The organism is Pontibacillus chungwhensis BH030062 (genome assembly GCF_000770675.1).
Lineage (GTDB): Bacteria > Bacillota > Bacilli > Bacillales > BH030062 > Pontibacillus > Pontibacillus chungwhensis.
Genome location: NZ_AVBG01000002.1, coordinates 222,973 through 241,463 on the forward strand (window position 1 = coordinate 222,973; position 18,491 = coordinate 241,463).

17 protein-coding genes and 1 riboswitch are annotated in these 18,491 nt (G+C 41.5%); of the genes, 11 read left to right on the top strand and 6 right to left on the bottom strand.

What is annotated here, in order from left to right:
- Positions 1-49 precede the first annotated feature (49 nt).
- Genes nadB through nadA form a run of 3 tightly spaced genes read left to right on the top strand, consistent with a single transcriptional unit; the run spans position 50 to position 3,547 of the window.
- On the top strand, positions 50-1,624 hold the full coding sequence (gene nadB, locus N780_RS03895; RefSeq protein WP_036780280.1) for an L-aspartate oxidase: 1,575 nt from the start codon (positions 50-52) through the stop codon (positions 1,622-1,624).
- Positions 1,593-2,444 (top strand): carboxylating nicotinate-nucleotide diphosphorylase, encoded by an 852-nt coding sequence (gene nadC / locus N780_RS03900; RefSeq protein ID WP_036780282.1) that lies wholly within the window; start codon positions 1,593-1,595, stop codon positions 2,442-2,444. Before nadB ends, nadC begins: the two co-directional genes overlap by 32 nt.
- Positions 2,441-3,547: a quinolinate synthase NadA gene (gene nadA, locus N780_RS03905; RefSeq protein WP_036780285.1), complete on the top strand. Its 1,107-nt coding sequence runs from the start codon at positions 2,441-2,443 to the stop codon at positions 3,545-3,547. The genes nadC and nadA overlap by 4 nt, the downstream gene beginning before the upstream one ends.
- Before the next feature lie 38 nt (positions 3,548-3,585).
- Here nadA and N780_RS03910 read toward each other — a convergent pair whose 3' ends face one another.
- The 3 genes from N780_RS03910 to N780_RS03920 all read right to left on the bottom strand — a co-directional run bounded on the left by N780_RS03910 (position 3,586) and on the right by N780_RS03920 (position 7,111).
- Positions 3,586-4,188 (bottom strand): metal-dependent hydrolase, encoded by a 603-nt coding sequence (locus N780_RS03910; protein WP_036780287.1) that lies wholly within the window; start codon positions 4,186-4,188, stop codon positions 3,586-3,588.
- Between the two features lie 232 nt (positions 4,189-4,420).
- The gene (gene megL, locus N780_RS03915) at positions 4,421-5,623 is read right to left on the bottom strand and encodes a methionine gamma-lyase (protein ID WP_036780289.1); all 1,203 of its coding nucleotides are present in this window, start codon (positions 5,621-5,623) and stop codon (positions 4,421-4,423) included.
- Between the two features lie 855 nt (positions 5,624-6,478).
- Positions 6,479-7,111: a LysE family translocator gene (locus N780_RS03920; RefSeq protein ID WP_036780290.1), complete on the bottom strand. Its 633-nt coding sequence runs from the start codon at positions 7,109-7,111 to the stop codon at positions 6,479-6,481.
- Positions 7,112-7,215: 104 nt separating this feature from the next.
- On the opposite strand from N780_RS03920, the gene N780_RS03925 reads away from it, so the two are divergent.
- The 3 genes from N780_RS03925 (at position 7,216) to N780_RS03935 (ending at position 10,682) form a co-directional block, all read left to right on the top strand.
- On the top strand, positions 7,216-7,863 hold the full coding sequence (locus N780_RS03925) for a glycoside hydrolase domain-containing protein (RefSeq protein ID WP_036780291.1): 648 nt from the start codon (positions 7,216-7,218) through the stop codon (positions 7,861-7,863).
- A 168-nt stretch (positions 7,864-8,031) separates the two neighbouring features.
- Positions 8,032-8,113: riboswitch (cyclic di-GMP riboswitch) on the top strand.
- A 131-nt stretch (positions 8,114-8,244) separates the two neighbouring features.
- Positions 8,245-8,958 (top strand): EAL domain-containing protein, encoded by a 714-nt coding sequence (locus tag N780_RS03930; protein WP_036780293.1) that lies wholly within the window; start codon positions 8,245-8,247, stop codon positions 8,956-8,958.
- Between the two features lie 197 nt (positions 8,959-9,155).
- Positions 9,156-10,682 carry an FAD-dependent oxidoreductase gene (locus tag N780_RS03935; protein WP_084599323.1) on the top strand — a complete coding sequence of 509 codons (1,527 nt, stop codon included), beginning with the start codon at positions 9,156-9,158 and terminating at the stop codon, positions 10,680-10,682.
- Positions 10,683-11,337: 655 nt separating this feature from the next.
- Here the strand turns inward: N780_RS03935 and N780_RS03940 are convergent.
- Positions 11,338-11,535 carry a DUF2188 domain-containing protein gene (locus N780_RS03940; RefSeq protein WP_036780294.1) on the bottom strand — a complete coding sequence of 66 codons (198 nt, stop codon included), beginning with the start codon at positions 11,533-11,535 and terminating at the stop codon, positions 11,338-11,340.
- A gap of 103 nt (positions 11,536-11,638) precedes the next feature.
- Positions 11,639-13,144, bottom strand: a complete 1,506-nt coding sequence (gene asnB / locus N780_RS03945; protein ID WP_036780296.1) for an asparagine synthase B — start codon at positions 13,142-13,144, stop codon at positions 11,639-11,641.
- Between the two features lie 366 nt (positions 13,145-13,510).
- Here asnB and N780_RS03950 point away from each other — a divergent pair, with 366 nt between their 5' ends.
- Positions 13,511-14,401, top strand: coding sequence for an SGNH/GDSL hydrolase family protein (locus N780_RS03950; RefSeq protein ID WP_036780298.1), 891 nt, complete (start codon positions 13,511-13,513; stop codon positions 14,399-14,401).
- Between the two features lie 27 nt (positions 14,402-14,428).
- Entirely contained in the window at positions 14,429-15,070 is a 642-nt protein-coding gene (locus N780_RS03955) for a YpmS family protein (protein WP_036780301.1), read from the top strand.
- Between the two features lie 101 nt (positions 15,071-15,171).
- Here N780_RS03955 and N780_RS03960 read toward each other — a convergent pair whose 3' ends face one another.
- Positions 15,172-16,722 (bottom strand): glycine betaine uptake BCCT transporter, encoded by a 1,551-nt coding sequence (locus N780_RS03960; protein ID WP_052114875.1) that lies wholly within the window; start codon positions 16,720-16,722, stop codon positions 15,172-15,174.
- A gap of 242 nt (positions 16,723-16,964) precedes the next feature.
- On the opposite strand from N780_RS03960, the gene N780_RS03965 reads away from it, so the two are divergent.
- The 3 genes from N780_RS03965 (at position 16,965) to N780_RS03970 (ending at position 18,376) form a co-directional block, all read left to right on the top strand.
- Positions 16,965-17,405: an Hsp20/alpha crystallin family protein gene (locus tag N780_RS03965; protein WP_036780303.1), complete on the top strand. Its 441-nt coding sequence runs from the start codon at positions 16,965-16,967 to the stop codon at positions 17,403-17,405.
- A 56-nt stretch (positions 17,406-17,461) separates the two neighbouring features.
- Positions 17,462-17,611 carry a hypothetical protein gene (locus tag N780_RS20025; protein WP_198135829.1) on the top strand — a complete coding sequence of 50 codons (150 nt, stop codon included), beginning with the start codon at positions 17,462-17,464 and terminating at the stop codon, positions 17,609-17,611.
- A gap of 150 nt (positions 17,612-17,761) precedes the next feature.
- On the top strand, positions 17,762-18,376 hold the full coding sequence (locus N780_RS03970; protein ID WP_036780306.1) for an NAD(P)-dependent oxidoreductase: 615 nt from the start codon (positions 17,762-17,764) through the stop codon (positions 18,374-18,376).
- The last annotated feature ends 115 nt before the right edge of the window (positions 18,377-18,491 follow it).

Below are 18,491 nucleotides of genomic sequence, written 5' to 3' on the forward strand. Positions count from 1 at the left end.
TGTAAATATAAGTGTCAAGACACCTGTTAAAACAGGAGGGACTCAAACGATGAAATATGCTGATGTATTAATTATTGGCAGCGGAATTGCTGCCCTACAACTAGCTACATATTTGAGCAGGGATATGAATGTGATTGTTCTCACAAAGTCGTCCATTGGTGAAGGAAACTCCCCTTATGCCCAAGGTGGAATCGCCGCTTCCCTAGCACCTGAAGACTCGCCGTTTCTTCATTATACAGACACCTTAGAAGCTGGGCGGTTTATCAATCGAACAGATGCTGTTTTAAAACTTACGAAAGAGGCACCAGAAATCATAAGAGATTTAGTAGATCGAGGTTGTGACTTTGATGTGGATCAAAACGACAACCTTCTACTCGGCATGGAAGGCTCTCACAGTCATAAGCGGATCGTGCATGGTGGAGGTGATCAAACAGGAAAAGCCATTGTGGATTGCCTGCGCCAGCATGTTGGCGATCATATCAACATAAAGGAAGATACGTTGGCCTACTCCCTTCTTCTTGATCAGGACGGAGCTTGCTGTGGTGCAAAAGGACGCGGTTCAGACGGAACGACGCATACATTTCTTGCCTCCCATACCGTTCTTGCAACAGGGGGATGCGGTCAGCTTTATTCTTTCACATCAAACGCAGCTTCTGCGACAGGAGACGGCCTGGCACTTGCTTATCAAGCAGGAGCAAAACTTACAGACATGGAGTTTGTTCAATTTCACCCCACCCTCCTTTACAAGGATGAAGAGACAAAAGGTCTTGTCTCAGAAGCCGTGCGAGGCGAAGGAGGGCTCTTAATCAACGAATCCGGGGAAAAGATTATGGAAAATGTCCACCCTTTGAAGGACTTAGCGCCACGCCACATTGTGGCCCAGACGATATACAAGCAAATTGAGAATGGGCATAATGTGTATGTCGATATTAGCGGCATCCCTCAATTTTCTGAGCGTTTTCCTGCGGTGACTAGTCTCTGTGATAAACATGGGATACAAATCGAGGACGGAAAAATTCCTGTGGCTCCTGGCTGTCATTTTTTAATGGGCGGTATTTGTACCGATGAAGTAGGTGCTACATCTGTTGAAGGTTTATACGCCATTGGAGAAGTGGCTTGTACAGGAGTACACGGAGCTAATCGTTTGGCTAGCAATTCGTTGTTGGAAGGACTGGTATACGGGAAACGGTTAGCCTTCCATTTATCGAATACTCCACTCTCCCCCATCCGAAAACCAGTAATAAAAACACCACAACCAGTATTACCTGTTGATCTACCTTCCATTGCAGACATTCAGCAACGGATGATGCGAGGAGCAGGTATTGTTCGAACGAAAGAAACGTTACTAGATTTATTGCAGTGGCTTGAGGAATTCCGATTTGAGGTCCATCTCGAGCACACTGTAGATTCCTGCAACAAGGAACAAATCACTCGATTGTTTATGCTTACTACAGCTTGGCTTATTACCACCGCGGCGCTTCAACGAGAAGAGAGTCGTGGTGGTCATTATCGAAGTGACTTTCCATTTGAGAAAAAAGCTTGGGAATCAATCCATATCGATCATCACATGCAAATAAGAAAGGGTGACCCAGATGAATACAGTAAAGCTACGGCCATTACTTGAACAATTTTTCATAGAGGATATCGGGGACGGAGATTTGACGAGCGATACACTCTTTGGGAGCCATTCTACTGGTGAAGTGCAATTTACATCGAAAGGGAACGGCGTATTTTGTGGGCAGTCTATTGTTCTAGAAGGCTATCAAATAATCGATCCATCTATTGAGGTTACTATTCATTGTAAGGATGGAGAGCGGATTCATGAGGGGCAGACCTTAGCTACGGCACGCGGCAATATGGCGGCTTTATTAAAAGGCGAGCGTGTTATCTTGAATCTTATTCAGCGTATGAGTGGAATCGCAACCCTTACTACACTAGCTGTCGATACGTTAAATAGCCCTCACACTCGTATATGCGACACACGCAAAACGACACCTGGACTTAGAATGCTAGAGAAATATGCAGTTCGAACAGGCGGCGGCTTCAACCACCGGAACGGCTTGTATGATGCTGTCATGATTAAGGATAATCATATTGCGTTTGCAGGTTCGATAACGGCAGCTGTAAAGCAAATCAGGCAACAACTCGGTCATATGATTAAGATCGAAGTCGAGGCTGAAACAGAGGATCAAGTAAGAGAAGCCATTAAGGCTCAAGTAGATTGCATCATGCTAGATAACCAGACCCCTGATTCGGTGAGAGAATTACAAAGGCTCATTCCATCTACCATCACAACCGAAGCTTCAGGAGGCATTACATTAGACAATCTGGCTAATTACCGGTCTACGGGGGTTAATTACATTTCGCTAGGCTTTTTGACACATTCTGTTTCTTCATTAGATATAAGCGTAAATGCAATCACTCATAAGGAGGCATTAGCATGAATATTTTTGAAGCGGTAGAAAAAAAGCACCCGCTACTACCAGATACGTATAAACAGATGACAAGAGAAGAGCTTGAGAACCGTGTTCGCGATGTGAAAAAGCGAATGGGAGACCGACTTTATTTACCGGGGCACCATTACCAAAAAGATGAAGTGATCCAATTTGCAGATGCGCGTGGAGATTCACTTAAATTGGCTCAACTTTCAGCTGATAATAAAGATGCAGAAGCGATCGTTTTTTGTGGAGTTCACTTCATGGCAGAAACGGCAGATATTTTAACGGAGTCGAATCAACATGTATATCTGCCTGATATGCGGGCTGGCTGCTCAATGGCGGATATGGCTAATCTCAACCAAACAGAAAAGGCTTGGAGTAAGCTTCGCGATTTGTTTAAAGATACTATCTTACCTCTTACCTACGTGAATTCTACAGCTGCTATTAAAGCGTTTGTTGGGAAATATGGCGGAGCTACGGTCACTTCCTCTAATGCACAATCTATGGTGGAATGGGCATTCACTCAAAAGGAACGCATCCTCTTTCTACCTGATCAACATTTAGGCAGAAATACCGCCTTTGACTTAGGAATCCCGCTTGAACAAATGGCAGTATGGGATCCGATTACAGAACAACTACTATATGAAGGACAGTTAGAAGACGTTCTCGTCATATTATGGAAAGGCCATTGTTCCGTTCACGAGAACTTTACCGTTCAAAACATAGAACACCTAAGAGAAACAAAGCCAGATATGAAGATCATTGTTCACCCAGAGTGTAGACGCGAAGTTGTGGCAAGATCGGATGATGCAGGGTCCACAAACCATATTATCCAAACCATTGAAGCCTCTCCATCCGGAAGTTCCTGGGCTATTGGTACAGAGATGAATTTGGTGAACAGGATTATTCAGGAGCATCCTGACAAGAACATTATTTCCCTTAATCCAAATATGTGTCCGTGCCTAACGATGAACCGAATTGACCTCCCCCACCTTGCATGGTGCCTAGAGGCAATTGAATCAGGTGAACCTCATAACCTGATCAAGGTAGACCGTGATATCGCAGAGTATGCCAAGGATGCATTAGATCGTATGTTGAGTCGCGCTTAAGACAAAGAGGGTAGCCTTCAGAAAGGCTACCCTCTTATTTATCCTAATACGTTACGCGTTAGGAAAATGATATTTAACACAACGAGTGCTGCTGTAATACTCTGTTCTGTTTTCGACCCTGTTTTAAATGTTAAAAAGAACCGATAATAGCGTTTACTAAATGGATAGAGAATCGGTATGCCCATTTTCGTTAAGAAATCGCCAAATAAATGTGATACAATCCCCGTCAAAAATCCAGCTAAGTAAAACAACGGAATGTCTAAGTAAAGATGGAGCATATAGCTATAGGAAGCCATTAAGGCTATAAACGCAATCGAATGGGTAAACTTACGGTGCCCTGAAAATACGAACAGCAACGGAGATAAAATCATCAGTAAAAACTGAACGGCTTGATTCAAGCCTGGCGTTAAGATCTCCACTCCAACAAGGCAAACAACTAGCATAAACCCCCATCTTTCAAACGGTCCACCGAGCTTAGACTTTGGTGTATCAATATCTGGAATTAACGATCCGATTACAACAGCTGCAAAGAACAGAACTGTTGCAAACATCTTATTAGGGATTACGTCAAACATATTATATAACGTAATCGCACCGATCCCCCAAGTAATCCCCATTACCTGGTGACTAGACGCAACCACATGCATCCACCCTCTCTGATGTACTCTCTTTTCGCTGAACACCTGGTTACGAAATCCAATGTTACGCAATTTTAGAAAATAGCGCAAGACCAAACATTACCAGAAATACACTTTAACGCAATAAAGGGTGTCTGGCACGCGTCGTCGCTTTAACGTAAAGACGCGTGCCAGACACCCTTCACCGCTTTACCACGTTAAAAAAGGACCTTTATTGAAGGTCCTTTTCAATCATTTATATGGTTTTGGATTGGCTAACTTGGTTAAGAGCTTGGTAAAGGTCTTCCCAAATATCTTCCCATGATTCAAGGCCGACTGAAAGTCTGACTAGAGAGTTGGTAATGCCCATCTTTTCTCTAATCTCTTCTGGTACGACAGCATGTGTCATAGTCGCAGGGTGTTGAATAAGAGATTCGGCATCTCCTAAACTAACAGCTTTTTTTATAAAAGTAAGGTGATTTAAGAATGCTTGGGCTTCTTCTTTCCCCCCTTTTATTTCAAAGGAAATGAGTCCTCCTCCTTGTTTCATTTGCTTCTTCATAATGTCATAGTCTTCGTGTTGAGCGTCACCAGGATAATAGACACTACTCACTAAGGAATGATCCTTTAAACGAGCAACAACTTTCTCGGTATTTGCACAATGACGGTCCATACGTACAGGAAGGGTCTTCAACCCTCTTAATAACAACCATGCATCGAATGGAGAAATGATGCCCCCAATATCTTTTTGAGTCGTCATGGCCAATTGTTGAATGATGTCTTGCTTACCAATTAGAAGCCCAGCAACGACATCGCCATGCCCACCAATATATTTCGTAGCGCTATGAAGAACAAGGTCACACCCAAGCTCAAGCGGCTTCTGCAAGTAAGGCGTGGCAAACGTGTTATCGACTACAACTGGGATGCCTTTATCCTTTGCCACCTTAGCCACCATCTCTAAATCAATTAATTCCATCGTAGGATTAATTGGCGTTTCGACGTAAATGCAACTCGTTTCCGGACGGATTAAATTTCGGATTTCTTCTTCCGTATCCATTGTAGAAAAAGAAGTTGTAATATTGTATTTGTCTTCCATCATGGATAATAAGCCAAATGTACATCCATACACCCCACGAGAACAAAGGATATGATCGTTAGCCTTTGTTAGACCGATTAAAACAGCCGAGACAGCCGCCATTCCCGAACCAAATGCAAGTCCCGCTTCTCCCCCTTCAAGCTGAGCAATCCGGTCCTCTAGTGCCCTTACAGTCGGGTTGCCTAACCTCGAGTAGACATAACCATCCTCTGTGCCAGCGAACCGATTTTCCCCTTGCTCTGCACTATCGAATGTAAATGTCGACGTTTGAAACAGCGGTGTCGTTAAGCTTCCTAAAAAGTCTTTTGAGTCATAACCTCCATGGATCACTTTCGTTTCAAAACCGTGTTCTTTCTTCCCCATCATGGTGTCCCCCTTTTTGCCTCTAAAGCCTTCTATTCACATCATATGAGATGTTGACAGAAAATGAAAGCGTTTTCTTTTTATTTTAAAATGGTTTTGTCTCTGTTCATCCATATAATAAAAAGGTTATGAGGAAGTCTCTGTACTACTTCCCACCATAAGAAGAACTCGATTTGAAGATCCCGACTCTTATAGTCGGGAAAGACCGGCCAAGCGTCTAGACGCGCGACCGAAGTATCAGGACGCACCACCGATGTGTCGGGACGAACAGGCCATGTGTCCGGACGTGCGACCAAAGTGGCGGGACGCGCGACCGAAGCATCAGGACGAACCACCGATGTGACGGGACGCTCAGGCCATGCGTCCAGACGAGCGAGCTAAGTGTCGGGACGTGCGACCGAAGCATCAGGACGAACCACCGATGTGACGGGACGAACAGGCCATGCGTCCGGACGAGCGACCGAAGCATCGGGACGAACCACCAAAGTGACGGGACGAACAGGCCATGCGTCCAGACGAGCGAGCTAAGTGGCGGGACTAGCGATCAAAGCATCAGGACGCACCACCGATGTGTCGGGACGAACAGGCCATGTGTCCGGACTAGCGACCAAAGTGTAGGGACTCGCGACCGAAGCATCAGGACGAACCACCAAAGTGACGGGACGCTCACGCCATGCGTCCAGACGAGCGAGCTAAGTGTCGGGACGAGCGATCAAAGCATCAGGACGCACCACCAAAGTGACGGGACGCTCACGCCATGCGTCCAGACGAGCGAGCTAAGTGTCGGGACTAGCGATCAAAGCATCAGAACATCCCAAAACAAAAAGCGCAAACTGCCTCAAATAAGTCACCTTGCTAGGATTTGTCGCCTAGGGCAAGACTGATTCCGATGATTCCTAGCAATACTCCTTTTGCAACATTCAAACGTCTGCCTATTTGAGGGACTTTTGATATCCAGTTTCCTACCTTCTCAGCAAAGAAACTGATTGTGGTGAAGATAATGAAGGCTTGGATTAGAAATAGTACTCCTAGCCCGACCATTTGATAAGGAACCTCCCAAGCTCCTTTTGAATGGTCAATAAATTGAGGAAATAAAGCAAGGAAGAAGAGAGAAACTTTTGGGTTTAGGACGTTCATAAGCACACCTCTTTTATAAAGCTTCTTATACTCAAGTGATTGCTTAGATTCAACCTCAAGATCCCCTCCTTCTTCTGTGAATGCTTGCCATGCTAAATACAACAAATAAACTGCTCCAGCATATTTAACGATCATGAACAGAAGCGCAGACTGATAGACAAGAGCTGTGATTCCAATAGCGGCTGCTAATGTGTGTACTAGTATCCCTGTACATAATCCAAATGTTGTTGCAATGCCTGCTTTTTTATTTTGAGACATGCTTTGGGCTAATACAAATAAATTATCAGGGCCAGGCATCAACGTAAGCATAACAGCAGCTCCTAGAAACGATAGTAAAAGATAAATACTCAAGTGAAACACCTACTTTCTTCTTTTGAATAGTATGTATGTAGGTTCTATATTAGCGGGTCAAAGATCATTTTGGAATATTTTTCTGCTACAGAGAGGAGAACAACATGGCTTATCAATGGGGTGTGGATTCTACACAGGAGGCCACAAAAGAATTATATGACTGTGTACTAAAGAAATACGGAAAGCCCAAATACTGGGGACGCTACCTATCAACGGTCCCGGAGGTTTCGGAAGGATTAACTGTCTTAGAAATTGAACGATTGCATAGTAGCGGCACGAAAGTTATGGCCATTTATAATAATTTCACGGAGGCCACAGGGTACAGGAAAGGAAAAGTCATTGCTCAGAACGCTGTTTTTCATGCCAGGCGTTTAAACTTCCCTAAAGGAAAAGTTCTGTTTGCGAACGTTGAAAAGTCCTTTAAAGTTGATGAGTCGTGGATTCGAGGGTACGTGGAGGGAATGTACTCTTCTGGGTATCAACCTGGATTTTCTTGCGATCCTACGAACGGTAAATTTAATGAAGCTTTTTGTAAAGCAGCCTCAAAGGATAACAAAGTGTCTGCACAGTCCGTCCTTTGCAGTGTAGAGCCGGTAACCGGAGTTACAAGAGCACGTAAAGCACCGAAATATACACCTGCTAAACTTTCTTGCAAATCAAATGTATGGGGTTGGCAATATGGTCGTGACGCTGAAGCTTGCCCTATTAACACAAATCTCATAAATGACCGTCTTCTCAATTTATTGTGGTAAAACGAAATGAGGCTAAGGACCAATCGTTAAATGGTTTCTTAGCCTGTTATTCGTACACCTTGCACATAAAAAATAGGAAGCTTGCCTTTAAATTGTGTAAAAATTTAAATTATTAACCTTTATTTGCTAAGTAAATATTGCTATGATAATAGTACTAGTTTCTACATAATACGATAGGAAGCTTTGAAACCAATCTGTATTTGGGCGCTTATGGTTGGTCGAGCTAGTAGCGCAACCGGCCGCATTGATTTTATTCAATGGGGTTTTTTTAGCTTCAAAAGTCTTGGCATGAACATGTATTGATATTCGTGATTTCGTTTCACCTTAATAATAGATTAATAGAACGCGATCCATCACAACCATTTGAATACGGGGGATTTTATGAATATTTTTGAACTTTTACAGAAAAACCGTTTATTTCACAATTATCAGCCCCTTCATCACCTGGCCGATGATGCTATTTATGGATATGAAGCTCTGTTACGCTCTACTATTCAATCCAATCCTGAAACACTTTTTAAAATTGCTATGCAATCTAACATTCTCTACAAACTTGATACCATGTCGATTGAGAAAGCTTTCACGCATTATTCTAATCAACTAAACGATCAAAAACTATTTCTAAATATGTTCATGTCTACCCTTCTTCACCCCAATTTCATTCGATTTATGCATTCCATTCTAGAGGTCCCTTCGTCTCCTGCTCCATCTATCGTTTTAGAGATGAATGAAGCGAAGGAAGAGGAAGCTATGTGGGAGTCTCCCCTCCTTCCTATTCGTATTAAAATGTTACGGGAAATGGGGATCCAATTTGCGATCGATGATTTTGGACAAGGGGCTACGTCATTAAAAAAAGCAGTTGAAATAGAACCAGAGTACTTGAAGCTTGATCGTTATTTTGCTACGGAATTAGCTACAAGTGATAAGAAGCAAAAACTAGTCTCCCTTTTCACTGAATATTTTAAAGAGGATACAACGGTCGTATTAGAAGGAATTGAGACAGAAGATGACCTTAACTTAGCTAAAGAAATCGGAATTGATATAGCGCAAGGGTACTTTATCGGGAAGCCTCAGGCTCTTGTGGTCGGTTCATAACTCCAAACGACCCAAAAGACCACTGATTTGTCTTCCTGATCAGTGGTCTTTTTAGTTACATACGAATTTGTTTTTTAATATGTTGCGATTTACATTGAACAAAGTCAATTTTATCGTCCTTGCTGCAGTCTTCTTCGTATACTTCACCTCCCTCCTCGGCATAGTAATGAATAGAACAAATGCCAAGGAGGAGCATGATGACACGTAAACAAAATGCCCGTTTAGCTAATGAAGAAACCCTATGGATGAAGCAAACGGATTTGCCTGAATTTGAATCGCTTAAAGAAGATATTCAAGTGGATGTCGGAATTGTTGGAGCAGGCATTACTGGCGTTACCCTTGCTTACTTGCTTTCTAAAGAGGGAATGAGCGTAGCTTTACTAGATGCTGATCGAATTTTACACGGAACGACAGGCCATACCACTGCTAAAGTTTCTGCGCAACATGACCTCATTTATGATGAGCTCATTCACCACTTTGGAGTGGAACAAGCAAGGAAGTATTACCGCGCTAATCAGGAAGCACTAGAATTTATTCAGGACTTGGTAGAGAAGGAAGAGATCAAGTGCCAATTCACAACAGAAGATGCTTATATATACGGAATTAGCGAGGCAAACAATCAAAAGATTGAACAAGAAGCGAAAGCCTATGAAACGCTACGTATAGAAGGGGAGATCATTGATCGCCTTCCAATTGATCTCTCTATAAAGAAGGGAATTGTCATGCGTAATCAAGCGCAATTCAATCCCCTCTCCTACTTACAACACTTAGTTAGAGATATGATGAAAGAAAATGTTCATATCTTTGAACAGACTGTAGCAACGGATGTAGAAGAAGGGACCGATCCTAAAATTGTTACAAAAAACGGCGCAAAGGTAACTTGTAAATCGATCGTTTCAGCTTCACACTTTCCTTTTTACGACGGTAAAGGCTTCTTTTTTAGTCGTATGTACGCTGAGCGTTCTTATATTGTAGCAGCTAAAACGGATCAATCTTTAGAGGGAATGTATTTAAGCGCAGATCAACCAAAGCGCTCTATACGAACGACCTCCTTTAAAGGCCAAAATTATGTATTATTAGGTGGAGAAAGTCACAAAACGGGTCAGAGCGATTCTTCAAAACAACATTTCGAAGCTTTAGAGAATTTCGGAAGAAGGCATTTCAATCTATCTGGAACGGTACAGCAGTGGGGAGCGCAAGACTTAATCACAATGGATAAAGTTCCATATATCGGCCATTTAACTTCCCGTCATTCTAATATCTTTGTCGCCACTGGGTATCGAAAATGGGGAATGACAAGCGGGACTGCCGCTGCCCTGTTGCTTAAAGATCTGATTCAAGAGAAAAAGAATCCATATGAGGATCTGTTTACCCCTACACGGTTTTATGCTGATCCTAGTATAAAGCACTTCTTAACCCAGAATACGAATGTGGCTTCACAATTTCTAAAAGGTAAAGTCAGTTTTAATACAAACTCTGTAGATGATCTACATCCTGGAGAGGGATCAACGATCATTCATAATGCTCAAAAAGCCGGTGCTTATAAAGACGAATCCGGAAACGTACATGTTGTCGATACCACATGTACACACCTCGGATGTGAAGTTGAGTGGAATGCAGAAGAAAAGTCGTGGGATTGCCCATGTCATGGCTCACGCTTCTCCTATGATGGAACGGTCCTAGAAGGTCCCGCTGACAAGCCACTAAAAAGATTAGATGAGTAATACAATCGGCCTTGCACATAAGAGTCTTAAGACAAAGCCTCTGTGGACTTTGTTCCATATAAGCCCCTTATGTGGAAGACTCTAAGCTGAGGAAATGCTTCCGTTTGCTGTAATTGAGAGTAAGGTGGTTCGGGAAATCACTCGGCTTTCCGCGGCGAGCTGGGAAGCCTCCTCGTTCGCTACGCTCTCTGTGGGGTCTCCCCTAGGCTCCTACTGCCGCAGGAGTCTCGCAATTTCCCGACCACCTTTTCCATATATAGGGTAACGGAAGCTACGCTACATAAGGGGTGAAGTGTTGAAGCCCCCCCCTTACTCGAGCTAAGGGGACGTTATACAACTTCTGATAAGGGGTGTCTGGGGAACGGGGAGACTCCTGCGGGAGAAAGAGGTCGACGAGACCCCACAGAGAGCGCAAGCGAACGAGGAGGCTCGACAGCTCGCCCGCGGAAAGCGAGTCGTTCCCCAGACACCCCTATCTCTCAATAAACGTAACGGTCCCCCACACAATAGAGTGTCTCAGCTTAGAGTCTTCTACAATCCTGACCTATTCTTGAACAGGCTTGTTATAAAGAATAACAACATTAAACTTTAACAGAACCACACAAAAAAGAAGCTGCCATATGGCAGCTTCTTTTTTACGAGATAACGGTAGAGCTTAGAATGAGCGCTCTTCTTCGATCTCATGATATTTATCAAGAATGTACAACTTACTTGGTTTGTGTTCTTGGGCCATTTCTTCTGCTTTCTCAATAGCCTTATCTTTCTTTTCATACTTGTCGGTAGGAGCTACGTCCTCCACTTTTACATACCATTCTGTTGCGTCTTTGTTGGGTGCTACTGTGTATTCTCTCATGTATTATCGCTCCTTTTTTTGTGTTGGGTTATACCTATATGTTCCCAACCTTGAAGCGTATAAAACATATATCCGAATAACTAGGTATACTTTAGAAAATCCGTTATGCAGTAGCCCATTTACCTACGGTTTTGAGAGCTGATTGTTCCGGGAAGTACTCAATGAAATAACGATAAAACAGCGCTTCTTGTTTACTGCGAATATCAACTGGAGCTGTTTCGTTCATACGAGCTAACTCTGCATCAGAGATCGTTTCATTGGCATAGGCTTCAAGCAAATCTAATGCACCACTACCAGCTGAGAATTCTTCCTTTTTCCTCCACAATACTTGGTCCGGCAATACTCCATCAAATGATTCTCTCAAAATGGTTTTCTCCATTTGTTCTTCCGTATGAAGCTTTTGTTCAGATGGAATTTGTAAAGCCGTTTCAATTAATTCTAAATCCAGGAACGGAACACGGAGTTCAATGGAGTGTGCCATGCTCATTCTGTCCCCACGTTGTAAATTAATATTATGAAGGGTATTGATGATTCGAATAATCTCTTCATTCAGGGATTCAGTCGTTTGGAATTGCTTCATATACTCATAGCCCGCAAAAATCTCGTCAGCTCCCTCTCCTGAGAGAATAACCTTAACATGCTCGGAGGCAAGCTTTGAAACAAAGTAATTCGGGATGGCACTTCTTACTAAAGAAGGTTCATATGATTCCAAAGCATATATGACATGAGGGATGGCCTCTATTAATTCTTCTTGTGTATATATGTATTCATAATGATCAGAACCTATTGCTTCAGCTACATCACGAGCACGCTCGATATCTTCACTTCCAGCAGAGCCGACGCAAAAGGATTTTACCGTTTTTCCCTGTTCTTTAGCCTTCTTTGCAGCAATCGCTGATATTAAGCTGCTATCCAATCCACCACTTAATAGCACGCCAACCTCCACATCTGCTAAAAGCCTTTTCTCTATTGCTTGTTCAAGCTTTTCTCTGATTACTGTAGTCATTTCACGACGTGTTGTTTGTGCGGGTTGGTCTGGATGTTTGATCTGTCTATATCTCACAAATCCGGTTTCTGGCGTATAATAAGTTCCAGGAGGAAATTCCTGCACGTCATCAGTAATAAGATATAATGTTTTTAATTCTGAAGAGAACACATAATTCCCTTCATCATCTCGCCCGTAATATAAAGGCTTAATTCCTAATGTATCTCTTGCGGCAACGAATGTATCAGTGAGCTCATCAACTATGACGAATGCAAACATACCATCAAGCTTTGCTATACTCTTTACCCCTTCTGTTTCAATTAATTTTAACGCAACTTCACTATCAGAATGGGTTAAAAATGAGGTATGCTGTTCTAATTCACCTTTCAATTCTAGATAATTATAAATTTCACCATTACACACTATCCATTTTGACTGCTCTTCGTTAGATATGGGCTGAATACCATCTTCTAAACCAATAATAGATAAGCGCTGGTGTCCTATATGGAAACCTTCTAAAGGAACTTGTTTTCCTTCGTCTGGTCCTCTATGTTTCATACTCTCTAGAATTTCTTTCATCTTATTCGTTTCTACATGTCCTGTTGTGGCGAATATGCCGCACATATTATTGGGTCACCTCTACTGTTTTATTTTGGATATGACGTTTATTATATAAGCTCTTCTAACAAGAACCAAATACTGGACAATCCCTCATTTTTGTATTTTTAGGATAATTCCAACGAATCTTTCCTATTTTTTTAATGAGTTACGATTAGATCGACTTATTTGGTTGTATATAAAGAGATATACCCTTTTTTTATGTGAATGTGCTAGTTAACCGCAAATTTTTTCAAATTGATTCGAAAAGGTATGTAAAAAGATGAATCATTTCTCATATAATATAGGTAATATATAGCCGATTTACACTATATAGAATGGGGAATGCGTGTTATGATACGGTACAATTGATAATTGTCAGGTGTGATCGACATGAAACGAATTGCATTAACAGTTTTATTCTTATTCATTTTCCTTATCATTCTCTTCTATTGGGTTGGTAACGAATCAAAAGTTAGTGATTCCTCTCTTAATGGTGAAAAGCCTCAAGAGTTCCTTACTCAGGAAGCGGAAGGCGAAAATTCAGAGGAAGAGAAAACCATCACTGAGGAACTTAAAGAAGCGGTTTCTACCGTTTTAGAAGGTGCGAAGGAAATCTTTGTGGAAGATAACATAAATATCGTGGCCATCGGAGATTCACTTACTCAAGGTGTAGGTGATTCCTCAGGAAATGGTGGTTACGTAGGGATTATTGAAGAAACACTGCAAGAAAACAATCAGGATTTTCAGATTAAGAACTTCGGTAAGCGAGGTAATCGTACAGATCAGTTACTAGACCGACTAAAAGAAGAGGAGATCTCCTCCTCCCTTCAAGAAGCCGATGTGATCGTCATTACAATCGGGGCAAATGATATTATGAAAGTTGTCAAAAACAACTTCACCTCTCTTGGTTATGAAGATTTCGAGAGTGAACTTCCTCAATACGAGGATCGATTATCTTCTATTTTTCAAACGATACGTTCTCAAAATAAGGATGCCCATATTTATCTTGTAGGTTTGTTTAATCCGTTCGAACAGTATTTCAGCGATATCCCTGAGCTCGACCAAATTGTTTACGATTGGAATCGTATCAGTAAAGATGTTGTCGACCGATATGCGAATGTGAACTACATTCCAATTAAAGATTTGTTTAGTGGTTCTACTGAAGACCTTTATTACGAAGATAACTTTCATCCAAATTTAAGAGGATACAGACTAATGGCTGAACGGATCCTCTCTCATTTAAAGGACGAGATTGTGCGCCAGAATGGAGAAGAAATTTAAAGACATCAGTTAGATTGGAGATGTCATATGTTTGAAGCAATGAAAATCAACAATAAGTGGAAGTGGCTATTTTTTATCTTAGCGATCATTAATGCTGGAGTCATTCTATGGCTTCTATTACTTGTTTATTTACCAACCTCATCTGTATCAGTTCCAAAGTCCATGCCTTTTAGCGATAAGCGGGCTGAATTTACAGTGATGTCAAGTAAGGACAATTTGAATCAAATCATTAATAGTTATTTGGCGGAAATATCAGATAAACAATCGATTGATTATACAGTCTCTCTAGAAGATGATGTGGAGTTAACAGGAACGATTGTGGCTTTTGATAAAGAATTGCCTTTAACAATGAAATTTGATCCCATTGTACAAAAAAACGGAGATCTGATCCTTCAGCAGAAGTCCATTACACTCGGCCGTCTACACCTGCCAAACAAAAAGGTTTTAGATTATATAAAAGATAACTACCCAATGCCTGAGTGGATTATTGTAAACCCAGATGAAGAAAATGTTTATGTGGCCGTTACCCAGATTAATCCAGGATATGAACTAGGCCTCCGTGCATCTACATTCAATTTAAAAAAAGACCAGCTTGCTTTTGAACTAACGGTTCCACATGAAACATTTGGATTTAGCCAGAGCTCATGGTTGAAAAAACTAATTAAGTAATAGAATTGTGAGCGGTTTTACCTCAAATGAATAGGAATGAGCTTAACCCAAGCTCAATGTATAGTAAAAAAAGGCTGCCTAGATGGCAGCCTTTTTTACGTTTATGAACCCGTTTTAGCGGATTGATTTGAACTTGATGAAGAAGATGTCTCTTTCTTCATCGCATGGTAATCTTCTGTTATAGCTTTATAAAACGAGTAAGCCATCATAATCATAATCATCGAAAATGGAAAGGCCGCTGAGATTAAGGCATTCTGCAAGCCTTGTAGCCCACCTGTGTAGAGTAAAATAGCAGCAGTCGCAGATTGAGCAATTCCCCAGCTAAACTTAACTGTTTTCGGAGGATTTAAAGACCCCTTCGTGCTTTGCATACCAAGTACAAATGTAGCTGAGTCGGCTGAAGTGACAAAGAAAGTTCCAATTAAACATAAAGCAATAATGGATGTAATCGTTCCTAATGGATATTCCATCAATGTTCCAAACAAGGCTTGCTCAGTTGCTAACCCAGCAATATCTGCTGCACCTGTTTGTTCAAGGTTAATGGCTGACATACCAAACGTTGCAAACCATAGAAAACTAACAAGGGAAGGAACGACAAGTACGCCGATTAGAAATTCTCGAATCGTACGTCCTTTCGAAACTCGGGCGATAAAGATTCCTACAAACGGAGACCAAGCAATCCACCATGCCCAATAGAAAACCGTCCAGTCTTGAATCCAAGTGTGTTCCGCATCATTATTGGGTGAAAGTCTAAAGCTCATATTCCCCACGTCTTTAATATAGGAGCCAATGGTATCTGTAAAGACATTCATAATGTTTAACGTAGGTCCTACAACAAGGACAAATCCAAATAATAAGAGAGCTAGCACTAAATTTGTGTTACTTAAATATTTAATTCCTTTACTAAGCCCTGTATATGCAGAGATCATAAACAACACTGTAACGACACCAATAATAACAAGCTGTACCCAGAATTCATCTGGTGTATTTAATAAGAAATTAAGACCTCCATTAATCTGGGCGGCACCAAATCCTAGTGTTGTCGCCACGCCTACAACCGTAGCAAATATCGCAATAACATCGATTAATTTTCCGATTGGCCCTTTTGCCTTTTCTCCTAAGATAGGTGTTAATGTAGCACTTACAAGACCTGGTGCACCACGGCGGAATTTAAAATAGGCCAACGTCATAGCTACAGTTGCATATATAGCCCAAGCGTGAACTCCCCAGTGAAAGTAAACAAACTTCAGGGATTCATTTAAGGCCTCCGGTGTTCCTGTTTCGGCTGTAGGTGCATTTTTTATATAGTGTGATATAGGTTCTGCCACGCCCCAGAAGACAAGTCCGATTCCCATTCCTGCACTAAACAACATGGCAAACCATGTCGGCATACTATACTCAGGCTCATCATCTGGTTTTCCTAGCTTCATTTTTCCGTAAGGACTAATAATCATAAAGATACAAAATAGTACAAAGAGCGCTACAACAATTAAATAGTACCAACCAAAATGAATGGATAAATAATCTCTAATTGATAATGTAACTGCTTTTAGATTATCAGGGACAATAACCCCCCAGGTAACTGCTGCGGCTACTATAGCAATCGTAATCCAAAATACTGGTGAGACTTTTTGTGTTAGTGGTTTACTCAAATGATTACTCCTCTCCTAATTATTTCATCTTGGTGTTATGTAGATGAGTCGATGGGAAGTTTTGGTGTCCTATTCCTTTACCCCCTTAGTTACTGAGTAAACAAGTTGTTTATTTTTAATAATATTTTGAACAAACCGAAGAACGGAACATCCTTTACAAAAAGCCTCTTGAAGCCAAAAAAAATTACATTCATGAAACCACACCACTCCCTCATATAATTGGGTAGAAGAGGTGATGTCCTTTGAAGGAAAAACAATCTCAGGTTAACTGGGAAAAGTTTTCGAAAACCATCGACCAAGTGTTAGGTCAGGATTTTTGGGACGACATGCATCATGTCATACCAAAGCGAGGTCCAGCCTATGATTTGTACGATGCAGAAAGTCATCTTGTTGTCATCGCGGACCTACCAGGCCTTGCCTCGTCAGAGCACCTAACCTTGAAACAAAACGGAACGAATCTAATACTAGAGGGCCATGTCCCAACAGCCTACCAAGCCTCAGAACAGCAAACATTGCATAAAGAACGGTTTCAAGGCCACTACAAGCGAACCATACGAATTCCATTTCATTTCACACCAGATGAAGTGACTTCCTCCTACAAGAACGGATTGCTAGAGATCCGAATCCAAAAGAATAAAGATGAAAATACCATTCCTATTCAAATGCCAAAAGTAGACGAATAGCACCTCCACTATTAGTGAGGACATTCAATATAGTACGAAATGAAGGAGGAATACCTATGGCATGGTTGCATACAATCCTCACGATGAGATTTGTTCTGATCGGACTATTTTCACTGACCGCTACAAGTTTGTTAGCCTTTCAATCCATTGAGATTGCAGAAGCCTTCATGGAATTATTTGCAGATTTATTTAACCGGAAAAAATAACGTTCATAAAAAAAGGAGGACATTCTTATATAAGAATGTCCTCCTTTTTCAATCACCCATTAGAGTTGCACCTATTATTCTTCCACCTCCCCCTCCAAATCTTGGTATAATACAGTCATAGCTATTTATTAGAAAGCAGGTGGAGTAATCATGAATATAATCGTATTTGGTGCTTCAGGTGGAACAGGCAAAGAAGTAATTAAACTGGCACTCGAGGAAGGACACCGTGTCACGGCTTTTGCCAGAACCCCTTCGAAACTCTCGATTCAACACCCTCATCTTCATATCATTAAAGGAAATGGCTTAGATCGTGAATTCGTCATTCAAGCCATGAAAGGGCATGATGCTGTTATATCTACACTAGGGACAGATGGTTTGAAAAAGACCACTACTTTGTCTGAGATGACGTCTAATATAGTAGATGGCATGAATGAAAATGGAATCGAACGAATCGCTTATACAGCGTCTGCTGGAATAGAAGATGAAATACCAGGATTCACAGGATTTATGGCTTCAAAGATCTTAAAAAATGTATTAGCCGACCATAAACGATCAGTTGAATTATTAAAACAAAGCGGTAAAGCATGGACCGTTGCCAGACCTTTACGCTTAGACGATGGAACACGTACAGGGGAATACCGAACGGAATCAACAGGCGTACCAATCGGCGGAAAACGTATATCCCGGTCAGACGTAGCCCATTTTCTGTTGGAATCTGTAGTGAAACACGATCACATTTATCGTTCCGTTGGACTAGCCTATTAATTGTTAAATAAATCTCAAAATTTTCTATTTATCCTTCTGTCTGGTATGATATTTAGGAAGTCGAAATATCGTCCGGAACGAAAGAAGGGTAAAAAATTCACAATCAAGAAAAGAT

Excerpts from the sequence above, each read along its gene's own strand:
- N780_RS03955 (WP_036780301.1), top strand. The coding sequence starts at position 14,429 with ATGTTTGAAGCAATGAAAATCAACAATAAGTGGAAGTGGCTATTTTTT.
- asnB (WP_036780296.1), bottom strand. The coding sequence starts at position 13,144 with ATGTGCGGCATATTCGCCACAACAGGACATGTAGAAACGAATAAGATG.
- nadC (WP_036780282.1), top strand. The coding sequence starts at position 1,593 with ATGAATACAGTAAAGCTACGGCCATTACTTGAACAATTTTTCATAGAG.
- N780_RS03950 (WP_036780298.1), top strand. The coding sequence starts at position 13,511 with ATGAAACGAATTGCATTAACAGTTTTATTCTTATTCATTTTCCTTATC.
- nadB (WP_036780280.1), top strand. The coding sequence starts at position 50 with ATGAAATATGCTGATGTATTAATTATTGGCAGCGGAATTGCTGCCCTA.
- N780_RS03935 (WP_084599323.1), top strand. The coding sequence starts at position 9,156 with ATGACACGTAAACAAAATGCCCGTTTAGCTAATGAAGAAACCCTATGG.
- nadA (WP_036780285.1), top strand. The coding sequence starts at position 2,441 with ATGAATATTTTTGAAGCGGTAGAAAAAAAGCACCCGCTACTACCAGAT.
- N780_RS03970 (WP_036780306.1), top strand. The coding sequence starts at position 17,762 with ATGAATATAATCGTATTTGGTGCTTCAGGTGGAACAGGCAAAGAAGTA.
- megL (WP_036780289.1), bottom strand. The coding sequence starts at position 5,623 with ATGGGGAAGAAAGAACACGGTTTTGAAACGAAAGTGATCCATGGAGGT.
- N780_RS03930 (WP_036780293.1), top strand. The coding sequence starts at position 8,245 with ATGAATATTTTTGAACTTTTACAGAAAAACCGTTTATTTCACAATTAT.
- N780_RS03925 (WP_036780291.1), top strand. The coding sequence starts at position 7,216 with ATGGCTTATCAATGGGGTGTGGATTCTACACAGGAGGCCACAAAAGAA.
- N780_RS20025 (WP_198135829.1), top strand. The coding sequence starts at position 17,462 with ATGGCATGGTTGCATACAATCCTCACGATGAGATTTGTTCTGATCGGA.
- N780_RS03940 (WP_036780294.1), bottom strand. The coding sequence starts at position 11,535 with ATGAGAGAATACACAGTAGCACCCAACAAAGACGCAACAGAATGGTAT.